This is a genomic window from Streptomyces sp. NPDC050085 (assembly GCF_044460595.1).
Classification (GTDB): domain Bacteria; phylum Actinomycetota; class Actinomycetes; order Streptomycetales; family Streptomycetaceae; genus Streptomyces.
Genome location: NZ_JBITJZ010000001.1, coordinates 1,606,470 through 1,631,266, shown reverse-complemented (window position 1 = coordinate 1,631,266; position 24,797 = coordinate 1,606,470). Strand labels below are relative to the sequence as shown.

The following is a 24,797-nucleotide window of genomic DNA, read 5'->3' as shown; positions in this document are numbered from 1 at the left end:
CTGGTCCGGCATGAATTCCCCCTCCTGTTGTTGATGATCCGGGGGGTGTCAGCGGGTCCGGAGGCGTCGACGCACGCTGCTGGAACGGTTCGGATCTCCGGACCAGATTCGCAAGGCCGGCTGTCGGCGGCCGGTCACCCTACTGCGGCCGAAGGCACCGAGGATGGCCGAACGGCTCGTCGACGAGATCTTCGCCGCGTCAGACGAGCAGACCTCACTGTTCCGGGACCGACGCAGCCGCGCTGATCGTCCCCAGCCTGGCCGCCTCATTGACGGCCGTGCTTGACCAGCGCACGCTGTCGGCCGGGCGGATCGAGGAACTGCTGGAGGACCACCCTCTTTCGAAGGTCTTGACGTCGATGCAGGGGGTCGGCTTCAGGATCGGAGCCCGGATCCTGATCGAGGTCGGCGACGGCAGTACCTTCCCGGCCGCGGGCCCCCTCGCCGCCTATGCGGGTCTCGCCCCGGCGACCCGGAGCTCGGGCTCATCAATCTGCGGCGAACAGCCCTCCAGACGAGGAAGCCAGCAGCTCAAACGGGCCTTCTTCCTCTCCGCATTCGCAGCTCTGGGTGACCCGGTCTCCAGGGCCTACTGCGACAAGAAGATCGCCCAGGGCAAGCACCACGCCCAGGCACTGCTCTGCCTCGCCCGAAGACGGGCCGACGTGCTCTGCGCCATGCTCCGCGACGGCACCTTCCACGAACCCCGGCCGGCCACGGCCGACGGAGTCTAGGAGGAAGACCCGTCCCCGGCTGGAAGGTGAACAGCCACGTCGTAGTTGGCAATCCGCCCCGCCAGCGCCCTCGGGCTCACGCCATATGCGTTGTCCCGGTCAGGGTCAGCACCGGATTCCAGAAGGAGGCGAATCGTCCCGCCTTCGCCCCGCGAACAGAACACCGCCCTCGACAACGGCGTATTGCCATGACGGTCCACGACATCGACCCCCGCCCCCTCGGCCAGCAACACTTCGACGACCGAGGGGGCTTGCGCCTGAGCGGCAAAATGCAGCGGAGTCCAACCCGCTGCATCGGCAGCCCCCGGGTCCGCGCCCTCAGCCAGCAGCACCCTCAGCGCATCCACGTCCCCGTCGGCAGCGGCATAGTGCACCGCGGTCCGACCCAATCGATCCCGATCCGTCATGCCGACCATCCTCACCCAGCTTGACCAAACAGATAGGGCCCCCGGGTCAGGGCCGGCCCGAGGTCCGGGCCGGCCCCCGTCGGAGGCGCTCAGCGTTTGAGTGTGAAGGTGAAGTCGCCCGTGAGTCTGCCGGTCAGGCGGATCGACGAGACGAGTTTGCCGTCCGTGATGAGCCGCTCGACCTCGGCCCGCGACAGATCGCACCCCTCGGCGATCAGCCGCACCGGCCGGACCGGGATCCGCGCCGCGAAACGGACCGTGACGTCGAGCGCCTCCTCCTGGTTCCGGTGGTGGTCCGAGACGCCGGTGTCGAGGCGCCAGGCGCCGGCCCAGTCGAGGGCGATGCGGTTGCGGCGCCGCAGGACCGGATCCTGGAGCAACTCCCCTGCCAGGGAAGGGTCGTTGGCGTGCATGCGGTCGAGGAGGTCAGGCCGGACGGAGCGTACGTTCGTCCGCTCCAGGACCGTGAGCTTCGCGGTGCCCCCGCACGTCGTGCAGAGGATCAGGAGCCAGGCGTCGAGGAGCTTGTGGTGGGCGTTGACACGGAACTTGCCGTTCGGCCGGAAGCGGCCGGACGCGCACGTGGGACAGCGCCGGAGAACGATCGGCAGGCAGGTGGGTATGACCACCCAGTTTTCGAGCACAGGAGTACACCCGTTTTTCGGTGAGAAGTCCGCAGCAAAAAGCAGCGCGGGCGCACAGGCGCGTCGCGCGACGAATCAGCACTCGGGAGGTCTCACACGGTGTACAACGGCACGTCCTTGCCTGGGGGATCGGCTCGGCAGCACCGTAGAGGGCCGTCGCGGGGCCGTTCCACCGGTTTTTCGGGGGTCTAGGGCGTGGGCGTGGCGGTGGTCGTAGCCGTAGTGGTTGCCGTCGCCTCGATCACTTCGTCGAGCGTGCGGCAGAGCGCCGGGTACGCCGAAGCGGGTGTGTTGCCGTAGCCGAGGACGAGCCCGTTGGGTTCGGGGTCGGGCGCGAGGCAGGACCGGGAGAGCGGCAGCGGTGCGATCCCGCGCTCGTGCGCGGCCGCCGCGACCAGGTGATCGGGGTACTTCCGAGGCAGGTGCACGACCAGGTGCATGCCGCTCTCCGCACCGGTGATCGTGTGCGGCACGGTCAGTTGGGCGGCCAGCGCCGCCGTCAGGGCGTCCTTGCGCGCACGGTAGAGGCGGCGCATGCGGCCGATGTGCCGGCCGAACCGGCCGCTCTCGATGAATTCCGCGAGGGCGAGCTGCTCGTGCCGGTGACCTCCGCGCAGCACCTGGTCGAGCAGCGGCCGCGCCGGTGCGACGAGAGGCTCGGGCAGGACCAGGAAGCCGATGCGCAGGGCGGGGAAGAGGGTCTTGCTGAAGGTGCCGACGTACAGCACGGGCGCATCCGGCACGAGGGACTGCATCGCGCCGATGGGTGCGCCGGTGTGCCGGAACTCGCTGTCGTAGTCGTCCTCGACGATCCAGGCGCCGTGTGCGCGCGCCTTCTCGATCAGCTCGAGGCGCCGGCCCGCGGTCATGACCGCACCGGTCGGGTACTGGTGCGACGGGGTGGTGTAGATCAGCCGCGGCGGGTGCGTGCGCCAGGCCGACTCGGGCACCCGCAGCCCGCCGTCGTCCACGCGCATCGGCACGACGTCCAGATCGCCGTACGCCATCGCCGTCTGCGCCCCTCGATAACCGGGGTCCTCGATCCACGCGGTGTCACCGGGATCGGTCACCAGGCCCACGCACAGCCGGAGGGCCTCCTGTGCGCCCTCGGTGATGACCACTTGCTCCGGTGCGCAGTGCACGCCCCGGGCCAGGGCCAGATGCCGCACGATGGCCGTACGCAGGGCCGGTTCGCCGCACGGCGGCCCGTAGTCGAGCGTCGCGGTGTCCGCCCGCCGGTGGGCGAGGTCGACGCAGCGCCGCCAGGCGTCGTGCGGGAACCGGGGCAGCGCGGGGACCCCCGGGCTCAGCGCGTGCCGGACGCCGGCGTCGCGGGGGCGCGCGGGGATGCGACCGGCACGCCGGGCCGGTTCGGGCGCCGGATGCGCTGCGGCCGTCGGCCCGCCGCGTCGCGGGGCGCGGGCCAGGGCGGCCACGCGGGTGCCCTGCCTGCTCGGGTCGACGTAGCCCTCGGCGCCGAGCAGGTCGTACACGGCGGTGACGCTGTTGCGGGAGATCCCGAGCGCCGCGGCCAGTGCCCGGGATCCCGGCAACCGGCACCCGGAGGGCAGCCGCCCGTCCAGGACGGCCTCGCGCAGCCGCCGGGCGAGCTGGCGCTGCAGCGGTTCGGCGCCACGGCCGCGGTCCAGCGGCTCCTGGAGCAGGAAGTCCAGCTGCGGCCCGGGCCGCCCGTCCTCTGCGCTCATGGACGCACGGCCCCTCTCTCCAAGTCGCCTTCGTTTCGTGGCCCTACCTCGTGGCCCCATCGACGACGCACCTTGTGGACCTTTCCATGGGTCCACACACTTCGTACGCTAACAGCACCCGGCCCGGCACAATCCTGGAGCAAACATGCCTTTCCGCCTCAACGAGTACGACCAGCCCGTGGGTGAACCGCTGCCCGACTGGTCGCCTCGGCAGCCGCCCGCCGCGGTCACGCTGACCGGTGCCTTCTGCCGCCTCGAACCGCTGGACGCGGCCCGGCACGCCGCCGACCTCTACGCGGCGTACAGCTCGGGGGCGGACGGCCGGGACTGGACGTACCTGTCCGTGGGCCCGTTCGGCGACGCGCAGGAGTACCGCCGCTTCGCCGAGGCGGCCGCGGTCGGCACCGACCCCCGGCACTACGCGGTGATCGACCTCGGCCGGGGCACCGCGGTCGGCACGCTCTCGCTGATGCGGCAGGACCCTGCGAACGGCGTCGTCGAGGTCGGGAACGTGATGTTCTCGCCACTGATGAAGCGCAGCCCGATCTCGACCGAGGCACAGTTCCTGGCCATGCGGTACGTCTTCGAGGACCTCGGTTACCGCCGCTACGAGTGGAAGTGCGACAGCCTCAACTCGCCCTCGCGCACGACGGCCCAGCGCCTCGGCTTCACCTTCGAGGGCGTCTTCCGGCAGGCCGTGGTGTACAAGAACCGCAGTCGCGACACCGCCTGGTTCTCCGTCGTCGACGGCGAGTGGCCCACGGTCGAGAAGGCATTCGAGGCCTGGCTCGCGCCGGACAACTTCGACGCCCAGGGGATCCAGCGCCGCTCCCTCGCCGAGGTGCGTACGTCCATGGCCTCCCCGGCCTCCCCGGAGCAGTGAACGCCGCGCCTCGCTGAGCAGTTCCGTCTTCCTCAACGCCCGTAGGGATACGTACTGGTTGGGCCTCGACGCCTTGGTCGCCTCGACACCTCGACGCCTCGGTCGCCACGACGCTGGACCGCGCCGCCTGCCCGGCGGTCAGTACCGGCTCGCTGCTCTTCCGCGCCGCCCTGCACGCCACCCGTCGGCACGCCACCCGTCGGCATGCCACTGCCGGCATGCCACTGCCGGCATGCCACCGTCGGTACGGCCCTCGCCGCCCGGGACGGCACCCCCTGCCCGCTGGCATCCCCGGTCACGCGGAGACCGGCGCGTTCAGCCGCGGCACGGCCACCGGGAGCTGATCCGAAGCCCCAATCGGGCGGCGGCGACCGCCAGTTGGACGGTCGGGCCGCGGGCGGCCCGGACCGAGACCTCCGCTATCACCGTGGCCCGCGACGAACAAGCGGGAGAAGAGCCCGTTCGAGCCGCACTCCGTGGCCGGAATGCATACCTCGCCACCCCACCCCGCGTTCAACATCCGAACGCGCACTGCCCCGAGATGTCCGACAACACGGACTTCACGCCGCTCGTCCCCACCTGGACGGCTCGGCGGCTTCTCTCCCGCGGTCTTCCACTACACCCTTTGTAGTCAACGGAGTTGGGAAGATCGGCATCGTCCTCGCTGCGGCTTATTTCCGGGAGGTCTCAACTCGGAAAAGACCGACGCCCAAACCTGCATTCGATCTTGCCCAGCTCACAGGGAGTGGACTATACCTGTCGGCGTCCGGCCCGGCCCGTGTTCAGGCCGCGGGCGGACCCGGGGGGACAAGGGGGAATCGGCGGGACGTGCAAGGGCACCGACGGCCGTACTTCTCTATCGATCCCGGACTTCCAGCACCACCCAGCTCCAACTGCGTTCCCTCGGGACGGAGCATTTCCGGACAGCGTTTCGGACATGCCTTTCCGGCCCGGGACCCGGGATTCGATCCCGGCACAACACAGCACATCACCGCGGTGCCGGGGAGGATCCGGTTCACCGCCTGAGTCCTGGAGAAGGCGAGGACTTGAGCATGGGATCGACTTCCGACCTGAACAACACCGGTGAGGGCGCGAACACCGGCGAGGGCACGAACCGCCGCGACCTGATCAAGCGGTCCGCGGCGCTCGGCCTGATCGCCGTACCGTCGATGGGCTTCCTGTCGGCGTGTGCCACCGGCGGCGGCAGCGACGACAAACCCACCGACAAGGCCACGGGCAAGACGTCCGCGACCAACCCGCTGGGCGTCAAGAAGGGCGCCGCGCTGGAGGCGTTCATCTTCAAGGGCGGCCTGGGCGACCAGTACGCCAAGGACGCCGAGGCCGAGTACACCAAGATGTGGGGCGGCTCGGTCAAGCACACGGGCACGCAGCAGGTCGGCCCGAAGCTGACCCCGCGCTTCTCGGGCGGCAACCCGCCGGACATCATCGACAACTCCGGCGCCGACCACCTGGACATGAACCGCCTGTCCAGCCAGGGTCAGCTGCAGGACCTCAAGGCCCTGATGGACGCCCCGTCCCTGGACGACAAGTCCAAGACGGTCAAGGACACCATCCACCCGATGACGTACGAGAAGGGTCTGCACGGCGACACCTTCGACGTCCTGTACTACGCCTTCACGATCTACGGCACCTGGTTCTCGCAGAAGACCCTCGACGACAACGGGTGGAAGTACCCGACGACGCTCGACGACATGGTCAAGCTCTGCGGCGAGATCAAGAAGAAGGGCATCGCGCCCTGGACGTACGCGGGCAAGTACCCGTACTACGTGCACTTCAACATGTTCGCCCAGATCGCCAAGATCGGCGGCATGGACAACTGGATCAAGATCGACAACCTCGAGCCCAACGCCTGGACCGGCAACGACGCCGTCAAGCAGGTCGTCGAGCACTACGAGGAGCTGGCCAAGAAGGGCTACTTCCTCAAGGGCAGCCAGGGCCTGACCCACATCCAGTCGCAGACCCAGTGGAACAAGGGCAAGGCCGTCTTCATCCCGAACGGTTCGTGGGTGGAGAACGAGTCCGCGCCCACCACGCCCGAGGGCTTCCAGATGTCCGTCGGCCCGCTCTTCGACGGCGGCTCCGGCGACAAGATGCCCACGGGCACGCTGCGCGCCGAGCCCTCGGAGCCGTACATCGTCGCCAGCAAGGGCAAGAACTCCGCGGGCGGCATGGAGATGCTGCGCATCATGGCGTCGAAGAAGCAGGCGCAGAACTTCGCCAAGTTGGTGAAGTCCCTGACCTGTGTCCAGGGCGCCACCGACGGCATGACGCTGTCTCCGGGCCTCGCCTCGGCCGACAAGGTCTTCAAGGCCGCCGGCAACAACCTGATCTCCTGCCAGCTGCAGGAGTGGTACCCGGACCTCACCGACGCCAAGCTCGGCGGTCTGACCGGCGACCTGCTCACCGGTGACCTGTCCGCGGCCGACTGGATCAAGAAGGCCCAGAAGTACGCCGACGACGTCGCCAAGGACTCCAAGATCCAGAAGTTCAAGCGCACCAAGTGACCCGGACGGCCCGGCAGTTGACCAGACTGCCGGGCCGGTCGTGGTACCGCAGTGAGACCGCTGCGTCACAAAGCCGCGTCACATAGCCGCGTCACAAAGCCGCGTCACAAAGCCGCGTCACAAAGCTGCTTCACAAGCTGCTTCACAAAAGGGGAAGGGCCGGGGAGCTCCATGCAACACGGCAAGTACCGATTCATCGTGGGCTTCCTGGCCCTACCAGTGATCGTCTATGCGATCTTCGTGATCTCGCCGTTCGTCCAGGCGTTCCAGATTTCCCTGACGGACTGGTCGGGCCTGGCGGGCACCGCGAAGTTCGTCGGGTTCGACAACTTCAAGGACCTCTGGCACGACGACGAGTTCTGGAACGCGCTGAAGCACAACATCTATATGTTGATCGCCGTTCCGATCGTGACGCTCGCGCTCGGCCTGTTCTTCGCGTTCATGCTGAACGTCGGCGGAAAGCGCCGCAAGAACGAAGTCATCACCGGTGTCCGCGGATCGAAGGCGTACCGCTTCATCTTCTTCTTCCCGCAGGTCATCTCGATCACCATCATCGCGGTGATCTGGTGGAACATCTACAACCCCGATCCCAGCGACGGCATGCTCAACGCGCTGCTCTCGGGCGTGGGTCTGGACAACCTGACCAATGCCTGGCTGGGCGAGAAGTCGATCGCCCTGCTCTGCATCATGGCCGTCATGGTCTGGTCGAATGTCGGCTTCTACGTCGTCCTGTTCTCCGCGGCCATGGCCTCGATCCCGAACGAGATCTACGAGGCGGCGCTGCTCGACGGCACCAACCGCATCCAGACCTTCTTCCGCATCACCCTGCCGCTGCTGTGGGACACGGTGCAGACCGGCTGGGTCTATATGGGCATCATCGCGATGGACGCCTTCGCACTCGTCCAGATCATGTCGGTCAACATGGGCGGTCCGAACGGGGCGACGGACGTCATGCCGCTGCGCCTGTACGTCACGGCCTTCACCAACAGCCAGTTCGGCTATGCCTCCGCGATGGGCGTCGCGATGCTCATCGTCACCATGCTTTTCGCCGTTCTCACGATGCGCTTCGCGCGCCGTGAGCGCATCGAGTTCTAAAGGGCGGGCACCAGAAGATGACGATCGAAACCGGTGGATCCGGCCAGGTCAGCAAGTCGGACGAGGCGCCCTCCAAGGTTCCCGGCCAGCGTGACGGCGGCGGAGGCATCACCAAGAAGCTAGGCCCGACCGACGGCAAGAGCTCCGAGGGCAGCGTCCTCAACGTCTTCTCGCACGGCATGCTGATCGTGTGGGCACTCATGGTCGGCGTACCGCTCCTGTGGGTGCTGTGGAGCTCCTTCAAGGACACCAACGCGATCCTGACCGACCCGTGGAGCCTGCCCACCTCGTTCCACTTCGAGAACTGGTCCCACGCGTGGAACAACGCGAACATGGGCCAGTACTTCCTCAACACCATCATCGTGGTGGGCGGTTCGGTGATCGGCACGATGGTGCTGGGCTCCATGGCCGCGTACGTGCTCGCCCGCTTCACCTTCCCGGGCAACCGCCTCATCTACTACATGTTCGTGGCCGGCATGTCCTTCCCGGTCTTCATGCTGGTGATCCCGCTCTTCTTCGTCCTGCGGGACTTCCCGGGCACCTCGCTGCTCGCCACGTACCAGGGCCTGATCCTGGTCTACATCGCGTACTCGCTCCCGTTCACGGTCTTCTTCATGACCGCGTTCTTCCGTACGCTGCCGACCTCGGTCGCCGAGGCCGCCCTCATCGACGGCGCCTCGCACACCCGCACCTTCTTCCAGGTGATGCTCCCGATGGCCAAGCCCGGCCTGATCAGCATCGGCATCTTCAACTTCCTGGGGCAGTGGAACCAGTACCTGCTCCCGATGGTGCTCAACCAGGACGAGAAGAAGTACGTCCTCACCCAGGGCCTCGCGATGATCGCCCTGCAACAGGGCTACGAGAACGACTGGGGCGCCCTGATGGCAGGCATGATGATCGCCATGCTCCCGGTCCTGGTCGTCTACTTCATCTTCCAGCGCCAGGTCCAGGCGGGTCTTACGGCGGGGGCGCTCAAGTAGCGTCCGCAACACCCGTGCGCGTACGAGGATGGCCCACCCGGACTCCGGTCCGGGTGGGCCACCTTCATGCGCCGAGTTCGGCCGCCTCACTTCAGGAGCCGAAACCCGGGCGCTTGCGCCCAGGCCCTGAGGAACGCGGCGGAGCCGAACACGGCGGGCCACGGCACGAGGGTGGTCGCACGCAGCCCGGGCAGGCCGGCCACGAGCGGCCACTGGGCCTCGTCCAACTCGGCGTGTGCCACACCGCCGGTGACATCCATGAGCGCGGCCGCCGGCAGGGCGACGACGACGTGATCGACAGGCCTGCCGCAGAAGGCGATGACGTCGATCGCATGCGTCGGGCGGAAGCCGATGACCTCCCGCAGGCCGGGGACGTCCGCGTGTTCGGAGGCGAAGGTGGCCTCGTCGCCGACACCCGGCCCCAAGAGCGAGACGAGCACGGGCCGCGGTCCGCTTCCGTCCCCGGCGCCCACGATCCCGAGACTTCCGGCCCGCACACACAAGTCGTACGCGCCGATTCGTGTCTGCTCGCACCGCGTTGACACGCGCTCCGCGATCGCCCGAAGCTGCTCCACGACGGAGGGGGAGGGCCTTTTCGGCAGCTCGATCACCAACACCGGTCCGCTCATGCCCGGGAGAGTGGAGCGCCGCCCCGTTTGCTGGAACCGATTTCCGTCAAGGGCTTGACGGCGGAGACCACTTCAGCGGAGCTTGGAGTTCATAACTTGTACAAGGCCCGGTCACTCTCTGTGTGACGCGGGCCACGGACGGCTCGGCAGGTCGGGGGCGTTCGTCATCGGGGTAAGGGTGGAGTGAGTCAATGGAGACTCCGGGGTCGCAGTCGTCGCTGCACCGGGCCAATCTGGAGCGGGTCGTACGCGCCGTGCGCCTCGCCGGTTCGCTCACGCAGGCGGAGATCGCGCGGACGACGGGGCTGTCCGCGGCCACCGTCTCCAACATCGTCCGGGAGCTCAAGGACGGGGGAACCGTCGAGGTCACGCCCACCTCGGCGGGGGGACGCAGGGCCCGCAGCGTGTCGCTCAGCGGCGACGCGGGCATCGTGATCGGCGTCGACTTCGGGCACACCCACCTGCGGGTCGCCATCGGCAATCTGGCCCACCAGGTGCTCGCCGAGGAGTCCGAGCCGCTGGACGTGGACGCGAGCGCGGCGCAGGGCTTCGACCGCGCGGAGGAGCTGGTCGAGCGCCTGGTCGCGGCGACCGGCGTGGACCGCTCGAAGGTGGCGGGCGTCGGGCTCGGCGTACCGGGCCCCATCGACGTGGAGAGCGGCACGCTCGGCTCCACCGCGATCCTGCCGGGCTGGACCGGCACCAAGCCCGCGGAGGAGCTCAGCCGCCGCCTGGGCGTGCCGGTGCACGTCGACAACGACGCCAACCTGGGCGCCCTCGGCGAGCTGGTGTGGGGCAGCGGCCGTGGCGTCAAGGACCTCGCGTACATCAAGGTCGCGAGCGGCGTCGGCGCGGGCCTCGTGATCGAGGGCAAGATCTACCGGGGCCCGGGCGGCACCGCGGGGGAGATCGGGCACATCACGCTGGACGAGTCGGGCCCGGTCTGCCGCTGCGGCAACCGCGGCTGCCTCGAGACGTTCACGGCCGCCCGGTACGTGCTGCCGCTGCTCCAGTCCAGCCACGGCACCGATCTGACCATGGAGGGCGTCGTCCGCCTCGCGCGCGACGGCGACCCGGGCTGCCGCCGCGTGATCGGCGACGTGGGCCGTCACATCGGCTCCGGCGTCGCGAACCTGTGCAACCTGCTCAACCCCAGCAGGGTCGTCCTCGGCGGCGACCTCGCGGAGGCCGGTGAGCTGGTCCTGGGGCCCATCAGGGAGTCCGTGAGCCGCTACGCGATCCCCAGCGCAGCCCGTCAACTCTCCGTCCTTCCAGGGGCGTTGGGCGGCCGCGCGGAGGTCCTCGGGGCCCTCGCCCTCGCCCTCAGCGAGATGGGCGATTCGACCCTTTTGGACGGTTCCGTCCCCACGGTGACACCTGCCTTCACTTAGAGAACGCATGACACCGTTGCCATCTCGTTAAGTATTTACTCCTTGACGCTTGTGTTGCGGCCGAGTTGACTCCCAGCTACCTCGGCCGCAACGTCGCGGCCTCGTCAGGGAGGTTTCTGAAGTGAACACGCGTACGCGTCGTGCCGCCGTTGCTTTCTGTGCCACCGCCATGGCGGTCTCGCTGGCCGCCTGTGGCTCCGCCAAGGAGTCCGGCGACAAGGCCGACAGCTCGAAGTCCGCCGGTAAGAAGGGCGACGACATCACCGTCGGTCTGCTCCTTCCGGAGAACCAGACCGCTCGCTACGAGAAGTTCGACAAGCCGATCATTGAGAAGCAGATATCCACGCTGACCAATGGCAAGGGCAAGGTCGAGTACCTCAACGCCAAGCAGAACGCCGACACGCAGGCCCAGCAGATCGACACGATGATCACCAAGAAGGTCGACGTGCTGATCCTCGACGCGGTCGACTTCAAGGCCGTCGCCTCCGGCGTGAAGAAGGCCAAGGACGCCGGCATCCCGGTCGTCGCCTACGACCGTCTGGCGCAGGGTCCGATCGCCGCGTACACCTCCTTCGACAACAAGGAGGTCGGCAAGACCCAGGGCGAGGCCCTGCTGAAGGCCATGGGCGCGGACGCCAAGCCCAGCAGCAAGATCGTCATGATGAACGGCGCGATCACCGACCCGAACGCCAAGGACTTCAAGGACGGCGCGCTCTCGGTGCTCAAGGGCAAGGTGGACATCGCCAAGTCCTACGACACCAAGGAGTGGAAGCCGGAGAACGCCAACACCAACATGGACGGCGCCGTCTCCGCGATCGGCAAGGACAACATCAAGGGCGTCTACTCCGCCAACGACGGCATGGCCGGCGGCATCATCCAGTCGCTCAAGTCCAACGGCGTCACCAAGCTCCCGCCGGTCACCGGCCAGGACGCCGAGCTTGCCGGTGTGCAGCGCATCATCGCCGGCGAGCAGTACATGAGCGTCTTCAAGTCGTACCCGCAGGAGGCCGAGACCGTCGCCAAGATGGCCGTCTCGATCGCCAAGGACGGCAAGCTCGACAGCTCGATTGCCACCGGCACCGTCGACAGCGACACCGACAAGGGCATCCCGGCCGTCATCGTCCCGGTCGTCTCGCTGACCCAGGCGAACATCAAGGACACGGTCATCAAGGAGGGTTACTACACCCTCGACGAGATCTGCACGGCCAAGTTCAAGGCTGCCTGCGACAAGATCGGTCTGAAGTAAATCCCTTGTCCTGCACGGGACTTGCGCACCCGTTCCGGTAGCGCTCCTGTGTAAGCACGTCCGGCGCCCCGCCGCCGACAGCCCCGCAAGCTCAACGGCGGGGCGCCGGACGGAAGTCACCCCCCTCAGTCTTCACTTCTGTTCAACCTCCCGCCGGGTCAGGCCTTTGGCGGCGAAGGAGATGGTTCACGTGTCCGCTACGCCTGTTCTGGCGTTGCGCGGGGTCTCCAAGCGGTTCGGTGCCGTCCAGGCGCTCACCGACGTAGAGCTTGAGGTCCACGCCGGTGAGGTGGTCGCCCTGGTCGGCGACAACGGCGCCGGTAAGTCAACCCTTGTCAAGACGATCGCCGGCGTGCACCCCATCGATGAGGGCGTCATCGAGTGGAACGGCAAGGCCGTCACGGTCAACAAGCCGCACGACGCCCAGAACCTGGGCATCGCGACGGTCTACCAGGACCTCGCGCTGTGCGACAACATCGACGTCGTCGGCAACCTGTTCCTGGGCCGCGAGATCAAGCGCCGTGGCGTGCTCGACGAGATCGAGATGGAGCGCCGCTCGCGCGAGCTGCTGGACACGCTCTCCATCCGCATCCCCAGCGTGCGCATCCCGATCGCCTCGCTCTCCGGCGGTCAGCGCCAGGTCGTGGCCATCGCCCGCTCCATGCTCGGCGAGCCCAAGCTGGTCATCCTCGACGAGCCCACCGCGGCCCTCGGCGTCGAGCAGACCGCCCAGGTCCTCGACCTCGTCGAGCGGCTGCGCCAGCGCGGCCACGCGGTCATCCTCATCAGCCACAACATGGCCGATGTGAAGGCCGTCGCCGACAAGGTCGCCGTGCTCCGGCTCGGCCGCAACAACGGCGTGTTCGAGGTCAAGACGACCTCGCAGGAAGAGATCATCTCCGCCATCACCGGCGCCACGGACAACGCCGTGACCCGTCGTGCGGCGCGCACCAACGCGGAGGCTCAGAAGTGAGCAGCATCGACAAGGCCAAGGACACCACCGTGGAGGCGCCCGCCGCCGCGGCCGGTGCCTCCGTGTCCGCCGTGGACCCCCGACTGCTCGTGCGCGAGCAGGGATTCGCGGGCTACATAGGCGAGTTCAAGCGCAAGATGAAGGGCGGCGACCTCGGCGCCGTCCCGGTCGTCATCGGCCTGATCGTCATCTGCGCGATCTTCCAGAGCATGGACTCGCGGTTCCTGGGCGCGCAGAACCTCACCAACCTCTCCGTCCAGATGGTCGCCACCGGCATGATGTCGATCGGCATCATCTTCGTGCTGCTGCTTGGTGAGATCGACCTCTCGGTCGGCTCCGTCTCGGGCGTCTCCTCCGCCGCACTGGCCGTCCTCAGCGTCACGCACGGCGTGAACGAATGGCTGGCCATCCTGGTGTCGCTCGCGGGCGGCGCGGTGATCGGCGCCTTCCACGGCTTCATCTTCGCGCGCCTCGGCGCTCCGGCCTTCGCCGTGACCCTGGCCGGCCTGCTGTTCTGGAACGGCTTCATGCTCCAGATCCTGGGCGACAACGGCACGATCAACCTGGACGACGGCGGCGTGGTGGGGCACCTCACCGGCTACTTCTTCTCGGACGTGGCCGCCGCCTACGGACTCGCCGTGGTCGTCGTCGCGGGCTACTTCCTGTCCGCGTTCTTCGGTGCGCGCCGACGCGAGGCCGCCGGCATCCCGTCGCGTCCGCTGAGCGACATCCTGCTGCGCACGGTGCTCCTCGCGGTCGCGATGTTCGCCGCCGCCGCGGTGTTCAACCAGTACAAGGGCCTGCCGCTGGCGGTGCTGCTGTTCGCGATCGCCCTCGTCGCCACCGACTTCCTGCTGCGCCGGACCTCGTACGGCCGTAAGGTCTTCGCACTCGGCGGCAGCGTCGAGGCATCCCGTCGCGCCGGTATCAACGTGGCCGCGATCCGTGTCTCGGTCTTCGCCATCGCCGGCTTCTTCGCCGCGCTGGGCGGCCTCTTCTTCGCCTCCAAGATCGCGGCGGCGAACCAGAGCGCCGGCGCCGGTGACCTGCTGATGAACGTCATCGCCGCAGCCGTCATCGGTGGTACGAGCCTCTTCGGCGGCCGGGGCCGCAGCTGGAACGCCCTGATCGGTGTGCTGGTCATCACCTCGATCCAGTCCGGCCTCGCCCTTGAGGGCATCGCGACCGCGATCCAGCAGATGATCACGGGTGCTGTGCTCCTCGCCACCGTCATCATCGACTCGATCACCCGTAAGACCCAGAAGTCCGCAGGTCGCGCGTAACGACTTCTGGCCATGACTGACTGTGCCCGGCGTCAACGGTGACGCCGGGCACAGTCATGCTCCGAACGCACAGCCCGACCGCCGCTCCCGGTGGCGGAACATTAGACTCGACAAGCCCGGCAAGCTCGAACAGCTCAACCAGCTACTCACAGCTCTAACAGCTCTATCGCAAGGAGGCACGGGTGCCGCTGCTGACCCGCATCACGGGACCGCGCGATCTGGACCGGCTCAGCCTGGAGCAGCTGGACCAGCTGGCAGGAGAGATCCGGACCTTCCTCGTCGACGCGGTATCCAAGACCGGCGGCCACCTCGGCCCCAACCTCGGCGTCGTCGAGCTGACCCTCGCCCTGCACCGGGTCTTCGAGTCCCCCAAGGACAAGGTCCTGTGGGACACCGGTCACCAGTCGTACGTGCACAAGCTGCTCACCGGCCGCCAGGACTTCTCCAAGCTGAAGATGAAGGGCGGCCTGTCCGGCTACCCCTCGCAGGCCGAGTCCGACCACGACGTGATCGAGAACAGCCACGCCTCGACGGTCCTCGGCTGGGCGGACGGTCTGGCGAAGGCGAACGAGCTGCGCAAGAAGGACGACCACGTCGTCGCCGTGATCGGTGACGGCGCGCTCACGGGCGGTATGGCCTGGGAGGCGCTGAACAACATCGCCGCCGCCAAGGACCGCCCCCTCGTCATCGTGGTCAACGACAACGAGCGCTCGTACGCGCCCACGATCGGCGGCCTCGCCAACCACCTGGCGACCCTGCGCACCACCGACGGCTACGAGCGCTTCCTGGCGCGCGGCAAGGACCTGCTGGAGCGCACGCCCGTCGTCGGCCGCCCCCTCTACGAGACCCTGCACGGCGCCAAGAAGGGCCTCAAGGACTTCATCGCGCCGCAGGGCATGTTCGAGGACCTCGGTCTGAAGTACGTCGGCCCGATCGACGGCCACGACATCGAGGCCCTGGAGTCGGCGCTGACCCGGGCCAAGCGCTTCGGCGGCCCGGTCATCGTGCACTGCCTGACCGAGAAGGGCCGCGGCTACCGGCCCGCCCTGGAGGACGAGGCCGACCGCTTCCACGGCATCGGCCCGATCCACCCGGACACCGGCCTGCCGATCAAGGCCGCGGGCGCCGACTGGACCTCCGTCTTCGGCGACGAGATGCTCGGGCTCGGCCGGGAGCGCGAGGACATCGTCGCGATCACCGCGGCCATGCTGCAGCCGGTCGGCCTCGACAAGTTCGCCAAGGCGTTCCCCGAGCGGGTCTACGACGTCGGCATCGCCGAGCAGCACGGCGCGGTCAGCGCGGCGGGCCTGGCGACGGGCGGCCTGCACCCGGTCTTCGCCGTCTACGCGACCTTCCTCAACCGCGCCTTCGACCAGCTCCTGATGGACGTGGCCCTGCACAAGTGCGGCGTCACCTTCGTCCTGGACCGGGCCGGCGTCACGGGCACCGACGGCGCCTCGCACAACGGCATGTGGGACATGTCGATCCTCCAGGTCGTCCCGGGCCTCAGGATCGCCGCCCCGCGCGACGCCGACCAGGTCCGCGCCCAGCTGCGCGAGGCCGTGCAGGTCTCCGACGCCCCGACGGTCGTGCGCTACTCCAAGGGCGCGGTCGGCCCGGCCGTCGAGGCGGTCGGCAAGGTCGGCGGCATGGACGTCCTGCGCGAGCCGGGCCCCGACGCGGCCGCCAGGCCCGACGTCCTCCTCGTCTCGGTCGGCGCCCTCGCCCCGATGTGCCTGGAGATCGCCGACCTCCTCGACAAGCAGGGCATCACGACCACGGTCGTCGACCCGCGCTGGGTCAAGCCGGTCGACGAGGCGATGGCCCCGCTGGCCGAGCGCCACCGCGTCGTCGTCACCGTCGAGGACAACTCCCGCGTGGGCGGCGTCGGTTCGGCCGTCGCCCAGGCCCTGCGCGACGCGGGCGTGGACGTCCCGCTGCGCGACTTCGGCATCCCCCCGCGCTTCCTCGACCACGCCTCCCGCAAGGAGGTCATGACGGAGATCGGCCTGACGGCCCCCGACATCGCCCGCCAGGTCACGGGCCTGGTGGCGAAGCTGGACGGCCGTCACGAGCGCGAATCGGCTCCCGCCATGGAACCGGCCAGGGACTGACCCCGCCGGCACGTCCGCAGGACGACGGGGCCGGTCGGCTCACCCATAGGGTGGTCCGACCGGCCCCGTTCGCGTGAACCTGAGTGACTGACCCGCCCGCCGGAGGCTACTCGTCCCGATCATGTCGAGGACGACAAGCCGCACGGAGGTATGCCGGTGACCACCCAGCCAGACGCGGGACGCGTACGCAGTGGCCTGTTCAGGACGAAGTCCATCGAGCAGTCCATCCAGGACACCGAGGAGCCGGAGCACCAGCTCAAGAAGTCACTGTCGGCCCTCGACCTGACCGTCTTCGGCGTCGGCGTCGTGATCGGCGCCGGCATCTTCGTGACGACCGGCACCGTGGCCAAGAACTACGCGGGCCCGGCGGTCTCCCTCGCGTTCGTCGTCGCGGGCGTCGTGTGCGCGCTCGCCGCCCTGTGCTACGCCGAGTTCGCCTCCACCGTCCCGGTGGCCGGCTCCGCGTACACCTTCTCGTACGCCTCGCTCGGCGAGTTCGTCGCCTGGATCATCGGCTGGGACCTCGTCCTGGAGCTGGCCCTCGGCGCGGCCACCGTGTCCGTCGGCTGGTCCGGGTACGTCCAGTCGCTGCTCGACAGCTGGGGCATCCCGCTGCCGGACTTCCTGCTCGGCCCGCACGACGGCAAGTTCGGCTTCAACATCGCCGCCGCGCTGCTGATCCTGGTGATGACCGGCGTCCTGGTCGCAGGCGTCAAGCTGTCCGCGCACGTCACCTCGCTGGTCGTGGCCATCAAGGTGCTCGTCGTGCTGATCATCATCGCCGTCGGCAGCTTCCACATCATCGGCGACAACTACACGCCGTTCATCCCGGAGAAGCAGGAGCTGACCGGCAATTCGGGGCTCAGCGCGACGCTGCTCGAAGCGATCTTCGGCTACACCCCGTCGGCCTTCGGCGTGATGGGCATCTTCACGGCCGCGGCCATCGTCTTCTTCGCGTACATCGGCTTCGACGTGGTGGCCACCGCCGCCGAGGAGACGGTCAACCCGGCCAAGGACGTGCCGCGCGGCATCATCGGCTCCCTCGCGATCTGCACGGCCCTGTACGTGGCCGTGTCGATCGTCGTCACCGGCATGCAGAAGTACTCCACGCTGAGTTCGGAGGCGCCGCTCGCCGACGCGTTCAAGGCGATCGGCCAGCCGTTCTGGGCCGGGCTCATCAACTTCGGCGCCATCGTCGGCCTGGTCACCGTCGTGATGATCCTGCTGCTCGGCCAGGGCCGCGTCTTCTTCGCGATGAGCCGCGACGGACTCCTGCCGAAGGTGTTCAGCGACGTCCACCCCAAGTTCCGTACGCCGTACCGCTCGACGATCATCCTCGGTGTCGCCTCCGCGATCCTCGCCGCGTTCGTCTCCCTCGAAGAGCTGTCCAAGCTGGTCAACATCGGCACGCTGTTCGCCTTCGTGGTGGTCGCCCTCGGCGTGATCGTGCTGCGCCGCACCCGCCCCGACCTGCCCCGCGCGTTCCGCGCCCCCTGGGTGCCCGCGCTGCCGATCGCCTCGGTCGCCGCGTCCGTGTGGCTGATGCTCAACCTGTCGGTGGAGACCTGGCTGCGCTTCCTCGCCTGGATGGTGCTCGGCCTGCTCATCTACTTCGTGTACGGCCGCACCCACAGCAAGCTGGCCCGCGCCTCCCGGTAGTCGCAACTCCCAGTAATCGAACGGCATTTCACCCGGCCCCGTATGTCCCGTTTCGACGTGGACTGCGGGGCCGGATAGTTTGGCGCCCATGCTCACCGAGGCGCCGCCGTCGCTACCGTACGTGTCCGAAGGCCGCCGGGGTGCCTCGGACCGGAGACCCGCTGCCGGCTACTGGACGCGGCTGCTCCCGCTCCTCGCCCTCCTCGCCTGCGTCACCCGCATCCCCTCCTTCGCCGTCCCGCTGTGGAACCCCGACGAGGGCTATCTCGCCGTCCAGGCGCGGATGTTGGCGCACGGCGGACAGCTCTACGAGACGGTCGTCGACCGCAAACCACCGCTCGTGCCCTGGCTGTACGAGGCCGCGTTCGCCGTCTTCGGCTCGGGCTCGCTCACTCCGCTGCGGGTCTGCGCCGTCGCCGCGCAGCTGACCTCGGCTGTGCTGCTCGCCTCGATCGCCCGGCGGCGCTGGGGCGACACGGCGGGGCGCACCGCGGGGGTGCTGTGCCTCCTGCTGTCCGTCGGGCTCAACCCGGAGGACGCGCAGGCCGCCACCTTCGAGGTGTTCATACTGCCGTGGACCGTGGCCGCCGTGTGGTGCGCCGACCGGCGGCGCTGGGCCCTGTGCGGGATCGCGATCGCCGGGGCGTTCCTGGCCAAACAGACCGGGGCGGCGGTGGCCGTGCCCGTGGCCTGGGCGATGTGGCGGTGCGGGGCGGGCGGGCGGGACGTCGTGCGGTGCGCGGCGGGGGTGGCGGGCCCCGTCCTCGCGGCGGCCCTGGCCACCGACCCGGCGGGGTTCCTGTTCTGGACGGTGACGGGATCGGGCGCGTACGCCTCCTTCACCGGGTCCGAACTCCACGTACTGGCAAGGGGATTGACGAACACCGCGATCCTGGCCGTGGCCTGCGCCGGAATCCTGCCTCCGGTCGTCCGCGTCCTGCGCATCGCCCGCACCGGGTGCGGGGAGCTGTGGCTGTGGCTCGCCTCGTCCGCCGGGGCGGTGCTCGTCGGCTTCCACTTCTTCGGCCACTACTTCCTCCAACTCGTGCCGCCCCTGGCCCTGTTGGGCACGGCGGCCCTGCAGATCCTGCCGCGGGACAGGCTCGTCACGGCGGTGCTCACGTCCCTGTGCTGCTGCGGCCTCTTCCTGGCCTGGGGGATGCTCGCGCCGCGCCCCGAACTCGGCCACGCCCAGCGCGTCGCCCAGGCCCTGCGCGCACACGCGGCCGCCCGCGAACCGGTCCTGGTATGGGGCATGCACCCGGAGACGTACTGGCTGGCGGACCGCGCGCCCGCCAGCCGCTATCTGACGGCGGGCCTGCTCACGAACTACAGCGGGGGCCGGGACGGCCCGCAGGTGGGGGAGAAGTACGCGGTGGACGGCGCCTGGCGCACCTTCCGGCGGGAGTTCGCCGACGGGCCGCCCGCGGTCGTCGTGGACGACTCGCGCGGGCGGGCGTACGGGGTGGAGCGGACGCGCTCGCTGCGCCGGATGCTCGTCGGCTACGAGGCCGTCGGGAACGTGGACGGCGCCGTTGTGTACGTACGACGGAACTGAGCCCCGGCGGGGGCGACGTCAGGGATAGACGGTCCGGGGGCCCGCGCACCGCGCCCCCAACTCCTCGACCCGCAGCCGCAGTTCGCGGTCCGCCGTGACCACCGTGCAGGGACGCCCGGCCGCCGCCACCACGGCGACGATGTGGTCGTCCCCGTCGCCAGGAGCCTCCTCCACGCGCACCGAGGGCAGGGCGTCGACGCCCCGTGCCCGCCCCTCCACCACCAGCACCACGTCCACCCCCGGGTGCTGCTCCGCATACACCGCGAGCCGGTCGCGCAGGCGCACGGCGGCGCCGCGGCGGTCGCGCCACCAGCCGTCGGGAACGGAACCGACGACGTTGGCGCCGTCCACCACCAGGACCTCAGTCATCGGACCAGGATCGCAGGCGGCACGAAGGGCGGATCCGGTGGTGGGCCGGTGAAGAGGCTGCCGAACGGGCTCGAACGGGTCCGCTTAGACTTGCCCCGTGAACGGCGAATGGCTGATACGCGGACGCGACGGCAGGCTCTGCGCGTACGCGTACGCACCCGACGGCGAGGCGGTCATCTGCCGCACGGAGCTCACTCCTGGCGGCGCCTGGTCCGCGCCCCGCACGGTCGGCGGCGACCAGCGTCTGATCAGGGGTCTCGCCCTGGCCCGGGCCGCCAGCGGCTACACCCACCTGGTGTCCTGGCGCCCCACCGTCCCCGGCGAGGCCGGCCTGGTCCACTCGACGCACTTCCAGTCGCACCTGGCCGCGCTCGACTGGATCCCGATCGGCCACTCGAACAAGCAGGGCCCGCGCACCGGGCCGGCCGCCGTGGCCGTCGACGCCCAGGGCCGCGCCCACGTCTTCGTCCGCAACAAGGGCGGCGGCCTCAGCATGCGCGCCCAGGCGGAGAAGGGCGGCTGGAGCCCCTGGCGCGACCTCAAGAGCAGCCGGGGACGCGGCCGCGTCGTCGCGGTGACGGGTGAGTCCGGCCTGGTCACGGCCTACAACCTGACGCCCCAGGGCCTGCGGCGCTGGACCCAGACCGAGCCGGGCGCGACGCCCACGATGGACGACATGGCCCTGCCGGGGGAGACGATCCGCCCGGAGTCGCTGCACGCCATCGCGACGTCCCCGAAGCACGTCACGCTGTTCTACGCCGACGAGGACGGCGGCCTGTACGCCTGGCGCGGCGACGCCGACCCGGTCCGCGTCCTGGACGCCGCGGGGGACGGCCCGCCCGCCGCCATCCGCTGCCGCCTCGACGACGTGGACTGCACGCTGCTCGCCCAGCGCGCCCAGAGCGGCCGCGTCGCCTTCGCCGCGTATCCCACGGAGCTGGAGTCGGCGGGCGCCTGGTGGTCCGAGTCGGGCGACCCGCTCCCGGCCGACACCACGATCGCCCTCACCGAGGACGCCGACGGCCGCGTGGTCGCCGCCGCGTACGTCCCCGGCGCCCCGGACCGCATGTTCCTCACCCGCCGCAAGAACGAGCCGGGTCTTGCCCTGGAGCCGTGGCGGCAGGTGTTCTGACGCGCTCCGGACGCGGGAAACGGCGACGGCCGCCCTTACGACGTAGATCTACGTCGTAAGGGCGGCCGTCGCCGTTCTTCAGTTGTCGAGTGGCGGTGCGGTTACGCGGGGACGGACGCGACGCCCGGCTCCAGGAACCGCTTGCCGTTCACGCGCTCCGAGACGCCCTCGCGGTCCAGGTACGGCGTGATGCCGCCCAGGTGGAAGGGCCAGCCGGCGCCGGTGATCAGGCACAGGTCGATGTCCTGGGCCTCGGCGACGACACCCTCGTCGAGCATGAGCCCGATCTCCTGGGCCACGGCGTCGAGGACGCGGGCGCGGACCTGCTCCTCGGAGAGGACGACATCGCCCTGCTCGAGCAGCGCGGCGACCTCGGGGTCGAGCTCGGGCTTCCCGCTGTCGTACACGTAGAAGCCGCGCTTGCCCGCCTTGACGACGGCCGCGAGGTTCGGGGACACCGTGAAGCGCTCCGGGAAGGCGCGGTTCAGGGTCTCCGAGACGTGCAGACCGATGGCCGGGCCGACCAGCTCGAGGAGGACCAGCGGCGACATCGGCAGACCGAGCGGCTCGACGGCCTTCTCGGCGACGGCGACCGGGGTGCCCTCGTCGATGACGTTCTGGATCTCGCCCATGAAGCGGGTCAGGATGCGGTTCACGACGAACGCCGGGGCGTCCTTCACGAGCACCGCGGTCTTCTTCAGCTTCTTGGCGACGCCGAACGCCGTGGCGAGCGCCGCGTCGTCCGTCTGCTCGCCGCGCACGATCTCCAGGAGCGGCAGGATCGCGACCGGGTTGAAGAAGTGGAAGCCGACGACCCGCTCGGGGTGCTTCAGCTTCGACGCCATCTCCGTGACGGACAGTGAGGAGGTGTTCGTGGCGAGGATCGCGTGCGCCGGGGCGACCGCCTCGACCTCGGCGAACACCTGCTGCTTGACGCCGATCTCCTCGAAGACGGCCTCGATGATGAAGTCGGCGTCGGAGAAGCCCTCGGCCTTGTCCAGGACACCGGAGACCAGGCCCTTGAGGCGGTTGGCCTTGTCCTGGTTGATGCGGCCCTTGCCGAGCAGCTTGTCGATCTCGGCGTGGACGTAGCCCACGCCCTTGTCGACGCGCTCCTGGTCGATGTCGGTCAGCACGACCGGCACCTCGAGGCGGCGCAGGAAGAGGAGAGCCAGCTGCGAGGCCATCAGGCCGGCGCCGACGACGCCCACCTTGGTGACCGGGCGCGCCAGGTTCTTGTCCGGGGCACCGGCGGGACGCTTGCCGCGCTTCTGCACCAGGTTGAACGAGTAGATGCCGGCGCGCAGTTCGCCGCCCATGATCAGGTCCGCAAGGGCCTTGTCCTCGGCGTCGAACCCGGCCTGCAGGTCACCGCTCTTGGCGTTGGCGATGATCTCCAGCGCGCGGTACGCGGCCGGGGCCGCGCCGTGCACCTTGGAGTCGGCGATGAACTTGCCGCGCGCGACGGCCTGGTCCCAGGCCTCACCGCGGTCGACGTCCGGGCGCTCGACCTTGACGTCGCCCTTGAGGACGTTCGCGGTCCAGATCAGCGACTGCTCAAGGAAGTCGGCACCCTCGAAGAGAGCGTCGGCGATCCCGAGCTCGAAGACCTGCTTGCCCTTGAGCTGCTTGTTCTGGTTGAGCGAGTTCTCGATGATCACCGAGACGGCGCGGTCGGCACCGATCAGGTTCGGCAGCAGCGCGCAGCCGCCCCAGCCGGGGACCAGACCGAGGAAGACCTCGGGCAGCGAGAACGCGGGCAGCGCCTTCGAGACGGTGCGGTACGTGCAGTGCAGACCGACCTCGACGCCACCGCCCATGGCGGCACCGTTGTAGTACGCGAAGGTCGGCACGGCGAGGCCCGCGAGGCGCTTGAAGACCTCGTGGCCGCCCTTGCCGATGGCGAGCGCGTCGTCGTGGTTCTTCAGCAGCTCGACGCCCTTGAGGTCGGCGCCGACCGCGAAGATGAACGGCTTGCCGGTGATGCCGACACCGACGATCTCGCCGGCAGCGGCCTCCTTCTCCACCTGGTCGATGGCGACGTTCAGGTTCGCGAGCGAACCCGGGCCGAACGTCGTCGGCTTCGTGTGGTCGAAGCCGTTGTCCAGGGTGATGAGGGCGAATCGGCCCGCACCGTAGGGCAGTTCGAGGTGCCGTACGTGCGCGGAGGTGACGACCTCGCCGGGGAACAGCTCGGCCGCACCCTTCAGAAGCTCGGCGGTGGTGCTCACTTGTCCCCCTCGAAGTGCGGGTTTTCCCAGATGACCGTCGCGCCCATGCCGAAGCCGACGCACATGGTGGTGAGGCCGTAACGGACCTCGGGCTGCTCCTCGAACTGACGGGCCAGCTGCGTCATCAGACGCACGCCCGAGGAGGCCAGCGGGTGACCGAACGCGATGGCGCCGCCGTACTGGTTGACGCGCGCGTCGTCGTCCGCGATGCCGTAGTGGTCGAGGAAGGCGAGCACCTGGACGGCGAAGGCCTCGTTGACCTCGAAGAGGTTGATGTCCTCGATGGACAGGCCGGCCTTGGCGAGGGCCTTCTCCGTGGCCGGGATCGGGCCGTAGCCCATGACCTCCGGCTCGACGCCCGCGAAGGCGTAGGAGACGAGGCGCATCTTGACCGGGAGGTTGTTCTCCCGGGCGAAGTCCTCGGAGGCGATGATCGAGGCGGTGGCGCCGTCGTTCAGACCGGCGGCGTTACCGGCGGTGACGCGACCGTGCGTACGGAAGGGAGTCTTGAGACCCGCGAGGTTCTCGAGCGTCGTCCCCGGCCGCATCGGCTCGTCCGCGGTGACGAGACCCCAACCGGTCTCGCCCACCTCGGAGTTGGTGTTCCGCACGGAGATCGGGACGAGGTCCTGCTGGATCTTCCCGTTGGCGTACGCCTTCGCCGCCTTCTCCTGCGAGCGCACGGCGTACTCGTCGGCGCGCTGCTTGGTGATGTGCGGGTAGCGGTCGTGCAGGTTCTCGGCGGTCATGCCCATGAACAGGGCGGACTCGTCGACCAGCTTCTCGCTGACGAACCGCGGGTTCGGGTCGACGCCCTCGCCCATGGGGTGGCGGCCCATGTGCTCGACACCACCGGCGATGACGGCGTCGTACGCACCGAAGGCGACGGAGCCCGCGGCGGTGGTGACGGCCGTGAGCGCACCGGCGCACATGCGGTCGATCGAGTATCCGGGGACGGACTGCGGCAGGCCCGCGAGGATGCCCGCGGTGCGGCCCAGGGTCAGGCCCTGGTCGCCGATCTGCGTGGTCGCGGCGATGGCGACCTCGTCGATCTTCGCCGGGTCCAGGTTCGGGTTGCGGCGCAGCAGCTCCCGGATGGCCTTCACGACCAGGTCGTCGGCCCGGGTCTCGTGGTAGATGCCCTTCGGGCCCGCCTTGCCGAACGGGGTGCGGACGCCGTCGACGAAGACGACGTCCCTGACGGTACGAGGCACGATGGCTCTCCTCCAAGATGCGGG

Annotated in this window: 19 protein-coding genes and 1 pseudogene; 13 read left to right on the top strand and 7 right to left on the bottom strand. The window is 69.2% G+C overall.

What is annotated here, in order from left to right; translation table 11 throughout:
- Positions 1 to 76 precede the first annotated feature (76 nt).
- A pseudogene (locus ACIBUY_RS07075) lies at positions 77 to 734 on the top strand (transposase); the annotation flags it as partial.
- Here the strand turns inward: ACIBUY_RS07075 and ACIBUY_RS07070 are convergent.
- The 3 genes from ACIBUY_RS07070 to ACIBUY_RS07060 form a co-directional block, all read right to left on the bottom strand.
- Positions 731 to 1,141, bottom strand: a complete 411-nt coding sequence (locus tag ACIBUY_RS07070) for an ankyrin repeat domain-containing protein (protein WP_399152022.1) — start codon at positions 1,139 to 1,141, stop codon at positions 731 to 733. The pseudogene ACIBUY_RS07075 and the gene ACIBUY_RS07070 sit on opposite strands and share 4 nt — an antisense overlap.
- 89 nt (positions 1,142 to 1,230) lie before the next feature.
- Positions 1,231 to 1,785, bottom strand: a complete 555-nt coding sequence (locus tag ACIBUY_RS07065) for a DUF1062 domain-containing protein (protein WP_365569329.1) — start codon at positions 1,783 to 1,785, stop codon at positions 1,231 to 1,233.
- 188 nt (positions 1,786 to 1,973) lie between these two features.
- Positions 1,974 to 3,491 (bottom strand): PLP-dependent aminotransferase family protein, encoded by a 1,518-nt coding sequence (locus ACIBUY_RS07060; RefSeq protein WP_365569332.1) that lies wholly within the window; start codon positions 3,489 to 3,491, stop codon positions 1,974 to 1,976.
- A gap of 145 nt (positions 3,492 to 3,636) precedes the next feature.
- On the opposite strand from ACIBUY_RS07060, the gene ACIBUY_RS07055 reads away from it, so the two are divergent.
- The 4 genes from ACIBUY_RS07055 to ACIBUY_RS07040 all read left to right on the top strand — a co-directional run bounded on the left by ACIBUY_RS07055 (position 3,637) and on the right by ACIBUY_RS07040 (position 8,974).
- Positions 3,637 to 4,374, top strand: a complete 738-nt coding sequence (locus tag ACIBUY_RS07055) for a GNAT family N-acetyltransferase (protein WP_399152021.1) — start codon at positions 3,637 to 3,639, stop codon at positions 4,372 to 4,374.
- Positions 4,375 to 5,426: 1,052 nt separating this feature from the next.
- Positions 5,427 to 6,899, top strand: coding sequence for an N-acetylglucosamine/diacetylchitobiose ABC transporter substrate-binding protein (gene ngcE / locus ACIBUY_RS07050; protein WP_365569340.1), 1,473 nt, complete (start codon positions 5,427 to 5,429; stop codon positions 6,897 to 6,899).
- 171 nt (positions 6,900 to 7,070) lie between these two features.
- Positions 7,071 to 7,994 carry a sugar ABC transporter permease gene (locus ACIBUY_RS07045; protein ID WP_365569343.1) on the top strand — a complete coding sequence of 308 codons (924 nt, stop codon included), beginning with the start codon at positions 7,071 to 7,073 and terminating at the stop codon, positions 7,992 to 7,994.
- A gap of 17 nt (positions 7,995 to 8,011) precedes the next feature.
- Entirely contained in the window at positions 8,012 to 8,974 is a 963-nt protein-coding gene (locus ACIBUY_RS07040; RefSeq protein ID WP_365569346.1) for a carbohydrate ABC transporter permease, read from the top strand.
- A gap of 86 nt (positions 8,975 to 9,060) precedes the next feature.
- Here ACIBUY_RS07040 and ACIBUY_RS07035 read toward each other — a convergent pair whose 3' ends face one another.
- Positions 9,061 to 9,603, bottom strand: coding sequence for a DUF6368 family protein (locus ACIBUY_RS07035; RefSeq protein WP_399152020.1), 543 nt, complete (start codon positions 9,601 to 9,603; stop codon positions 9,061 to 9,063).
- A gap of 191 nt (positions 9,604 to 9,794) precedes the next feature.
- Between ACIBUY_RS07035 and ACIBUY_RS07030 the strand changes: the two genes are divergently transcribed.
- From ACIBUY_RS07030 to ACIBUY_RS07000, 7 genes are all read left to right on the top strand, one after another.
- Positions 9,795 to 10,994 carry an ROK family transcriptional regulator gene (locus ACIBUY_RS07030; RefSeq protein WP_365569352.1) on the top strand — a complete coding sequence of 400 codons (1,200 nt, stop codon included), beginning with the start codon at positions 9,795 to 9,797 and terminating at the stop codon, positions 10,992 to 10,994.
- A gap of 121 nt (positions 10,995 to 11,115) precedes the next feature.
- Complete coding sequence (locus tag ACIBUY_RS07025) at positions 11,116 to 12,240, top strand: sugar ABC transporter substrate-binding protein (RefSeq protein ID WP_399152019.1); 1,125 nt, start codon at positions 11,116 to 11,118, stop codon at positions 12,238 to 12,240.
- 181 nt (positions 12,241 to 12,421) lie between these two features.
- On the top strand, positions 12,422 to 13,213 hold the full coding sequence (locus ACIBUY_RS07020; protein WP_399152018.1) for an ATP-binding cassette domain-containing protein: 792 nt from the start codon (positions 12,422 to 12,424) through the stop codon (positions 13,211 to 13,213).
- Positions 13,210 to 14,496, top strand: coding sequence for a sugar ABC transporter permease (locus tag ACIBUY_RS07015; RefSeq protein WP_399152017.1), 1,287 nt, complete (start codon positions 13,210 to 13,212; stop codon positions 14,494 to 14,496). Before ACIBUY_RS07020 ends, ACIBUY_RS07015 begins: the two co-directional genes overlap by 4 nt.
- 182 nt (positions 14,497 to 14,678) lie before the next feature.
- Complete coding sequence (gene dxs / locus ACIBUY_RS07010; protein ID WP_399152016.1) at positions 14,679 to 16,610, top strand: 1-deoxy-D-xylulose-5-phosphate synthase; 1,932 nt, start codon at positions 14,679 to 14,681, stop codon at positions 16,608 to 16,610.
- A 150-nt stretch (positions 16,611 to 16,760) separates the two neighbouring features.
- Complete coding sequence (locus tag ACIBUY_RS07005; RefSeq protein WP_399152015.1) at positions 16,761 to 18,269, top strand: amino acid permease; 1,509 nt, start codon at positions 16,761 to 16,763, stop codon at positions 18,267 to 18,269.
- An 88-nt stretch (positions 18,270 to 18,357) separates the two neighbouring features.
- Positions 18,358 to 19,827 carry an ArnT family glycosyltransferase gene (locus ACIBUY_RS07000; protein ID WP_399152014.1) on the top strand — a complete coding sequence of 490 codons (1,470 nt, stop codon included), beginning with the start codon at positions 18,358 to 18,360 and terminating at the stop codon, positions 19,825 to 19,827.
- An 18-nt stretch (positions 19,828 to 19,845) separates the two neighbouring features.
- Here the strand turns inward: ACIBUY_RS07000 and ACIBUY_RS06995 are convergent, their stop codons facing one another.
- Positions 19,846 to 20,196, bottom strand: coding sequence for an NTP pyrophosphohydrolase (locus tag ACIBUY_RS06995; protein WP_365569372.1), 351 nt, complete (start codon positions 20,194 to 20,196; stop codon positions 19,846 to 19,848).
- 97 nt (positions 20,197 to 20,293) lie between these two features.
- On the opposite strand from ACIBUY_RS06995, the gene ACIBUY_RS06990 reads away from it, so the two are divergent.
- Complete coding sequence (locus ACIBUY_RS06990; protein WP_365569375.1) at positions 20,294 to 21,328, top strand: hypothetical protein; 1,035 nt, start codon at positions 20,294 to 20,296, stop codon at positions 21,326 to 21,328.
- Positions 21,329 to 21,429: 101 nt separating this feature from the next.
- On the opposite strand, the gene ACIBUY_RS06985 is transcribed toward ACIBUY_RS06990, so the two are convergent.
- On the bottom strand, positions 21,430 to 23,559 hold the full coding sequence (locus ACIBUY_RS06985) for a 3-hydroxyacyl-CoA dehydrogenase NAD-binding domain-containing protein (protein ID WP_399152013.1): 2,130 nt from the start codon (positions 23,557 to 23,559) through the stop codon (positions 21,430 to 21,432).
- A complete protein-coding gene (locus ACIBUY_RS06980) occupies positions 23,556 to 24,773 on the bottom strand; it encodes an acetyl-CoA C-acyltransferase (protein ID WP_365569380.1) in 1,218 nt (405 codons plus the stop codon). The genes ACIBUY_RS06985 and ACIBUY_RS06980 overlap by 4 nt, the downstream gene beginning before the upstream one ends.
- Between the last annotated feature and the right edge of the window lie 24 nt (positions 24,774 to 24,797).

Coding starts and splice junctions, on each gene's coding strand:
- ACIBUY_RS07070 (WP_399152022.1), bottom strand. CDS start 1,141: ATGACGGATCGGGATCGATTGGGTCGGACCGCGGTGCACTATGCCGCT.
- ACIBUY_RS07030 (WP_365569352.1), top strand. CDS start 9,795: ATGGAGACTCCGGGGTCGCAGTCGTCGCTGCACCGGGCCAATCTGGAG.
- ACIBUY_RS07040 (WP_365569346.1), top strand. CDS start 8,012: ATGACGATCGAAACCGGTGGATCCGGCCAGGTCAGCAAGTCGGACGAG.
- ACIBUY_RS07035 (WP_399152020.1), bottom strand. CDS start 9,603: ATGAGCGGACCGGTGTTGGTGATCGAGCTGCCGAAAAGGCCCTCCCCC.
- ACIBUY_RS07005 (WP_399152015.1), top strand. CDS start 16,761: ATGCCGGTGACCACCCAGCCAGACGCGGGACGCGTACGCAGTGGCCTG.
- ngcE (WP_365569340.1), top strand. CDS start 5,427: ATGGGATCGACTTCCGACCTGAACAACACCGGTGAGGGCGCGAACACC.
- ACIBUY_RS07055 (WP_399152021.1), top strand. CDS start 3,637: ATGCCTTTCCGCCTCAACGAGTACGACCAGCCCGTGGGTGAACCGCTG.
- ACIBUY_RS07060 (WP_365569332.1), bottom strand. CDS start 3,491: ATGAGCGCAGAGGACGGGCGGCCCGGGCCGCAGCTGGACTTCCTGCTC.
- ACIBUY_RS06995 (WP_365569372.1), bottom strand. CDS start 20,196: ATGACTGAGGTCCTGGTGGTGGACGGCGCCAACGTCGTCGGTTCCGTT.
- ACIBUY_RS07045 (WP_365569343.1), top strand. CDS start 7,071: ATGCAACACGGCAAGTACCGATTCATCGTGGGCTTCCTGGCCCTACCA.
- ACIBUY_RS07000 (WP_399152014.1), top strand. CDS start 18,358: ATGCTCACCGAGGCGCCGCCGTCGCTACCGTACGTGTCCGAAGGCCGC.
- ACIBUY_RS07020 (WP_399152018.1), top strand. CDS start 12,422: ATGGTTCACGTGTCCGCTACGCCTGTTCTGGCGTTGCGCGGGGTCTCC.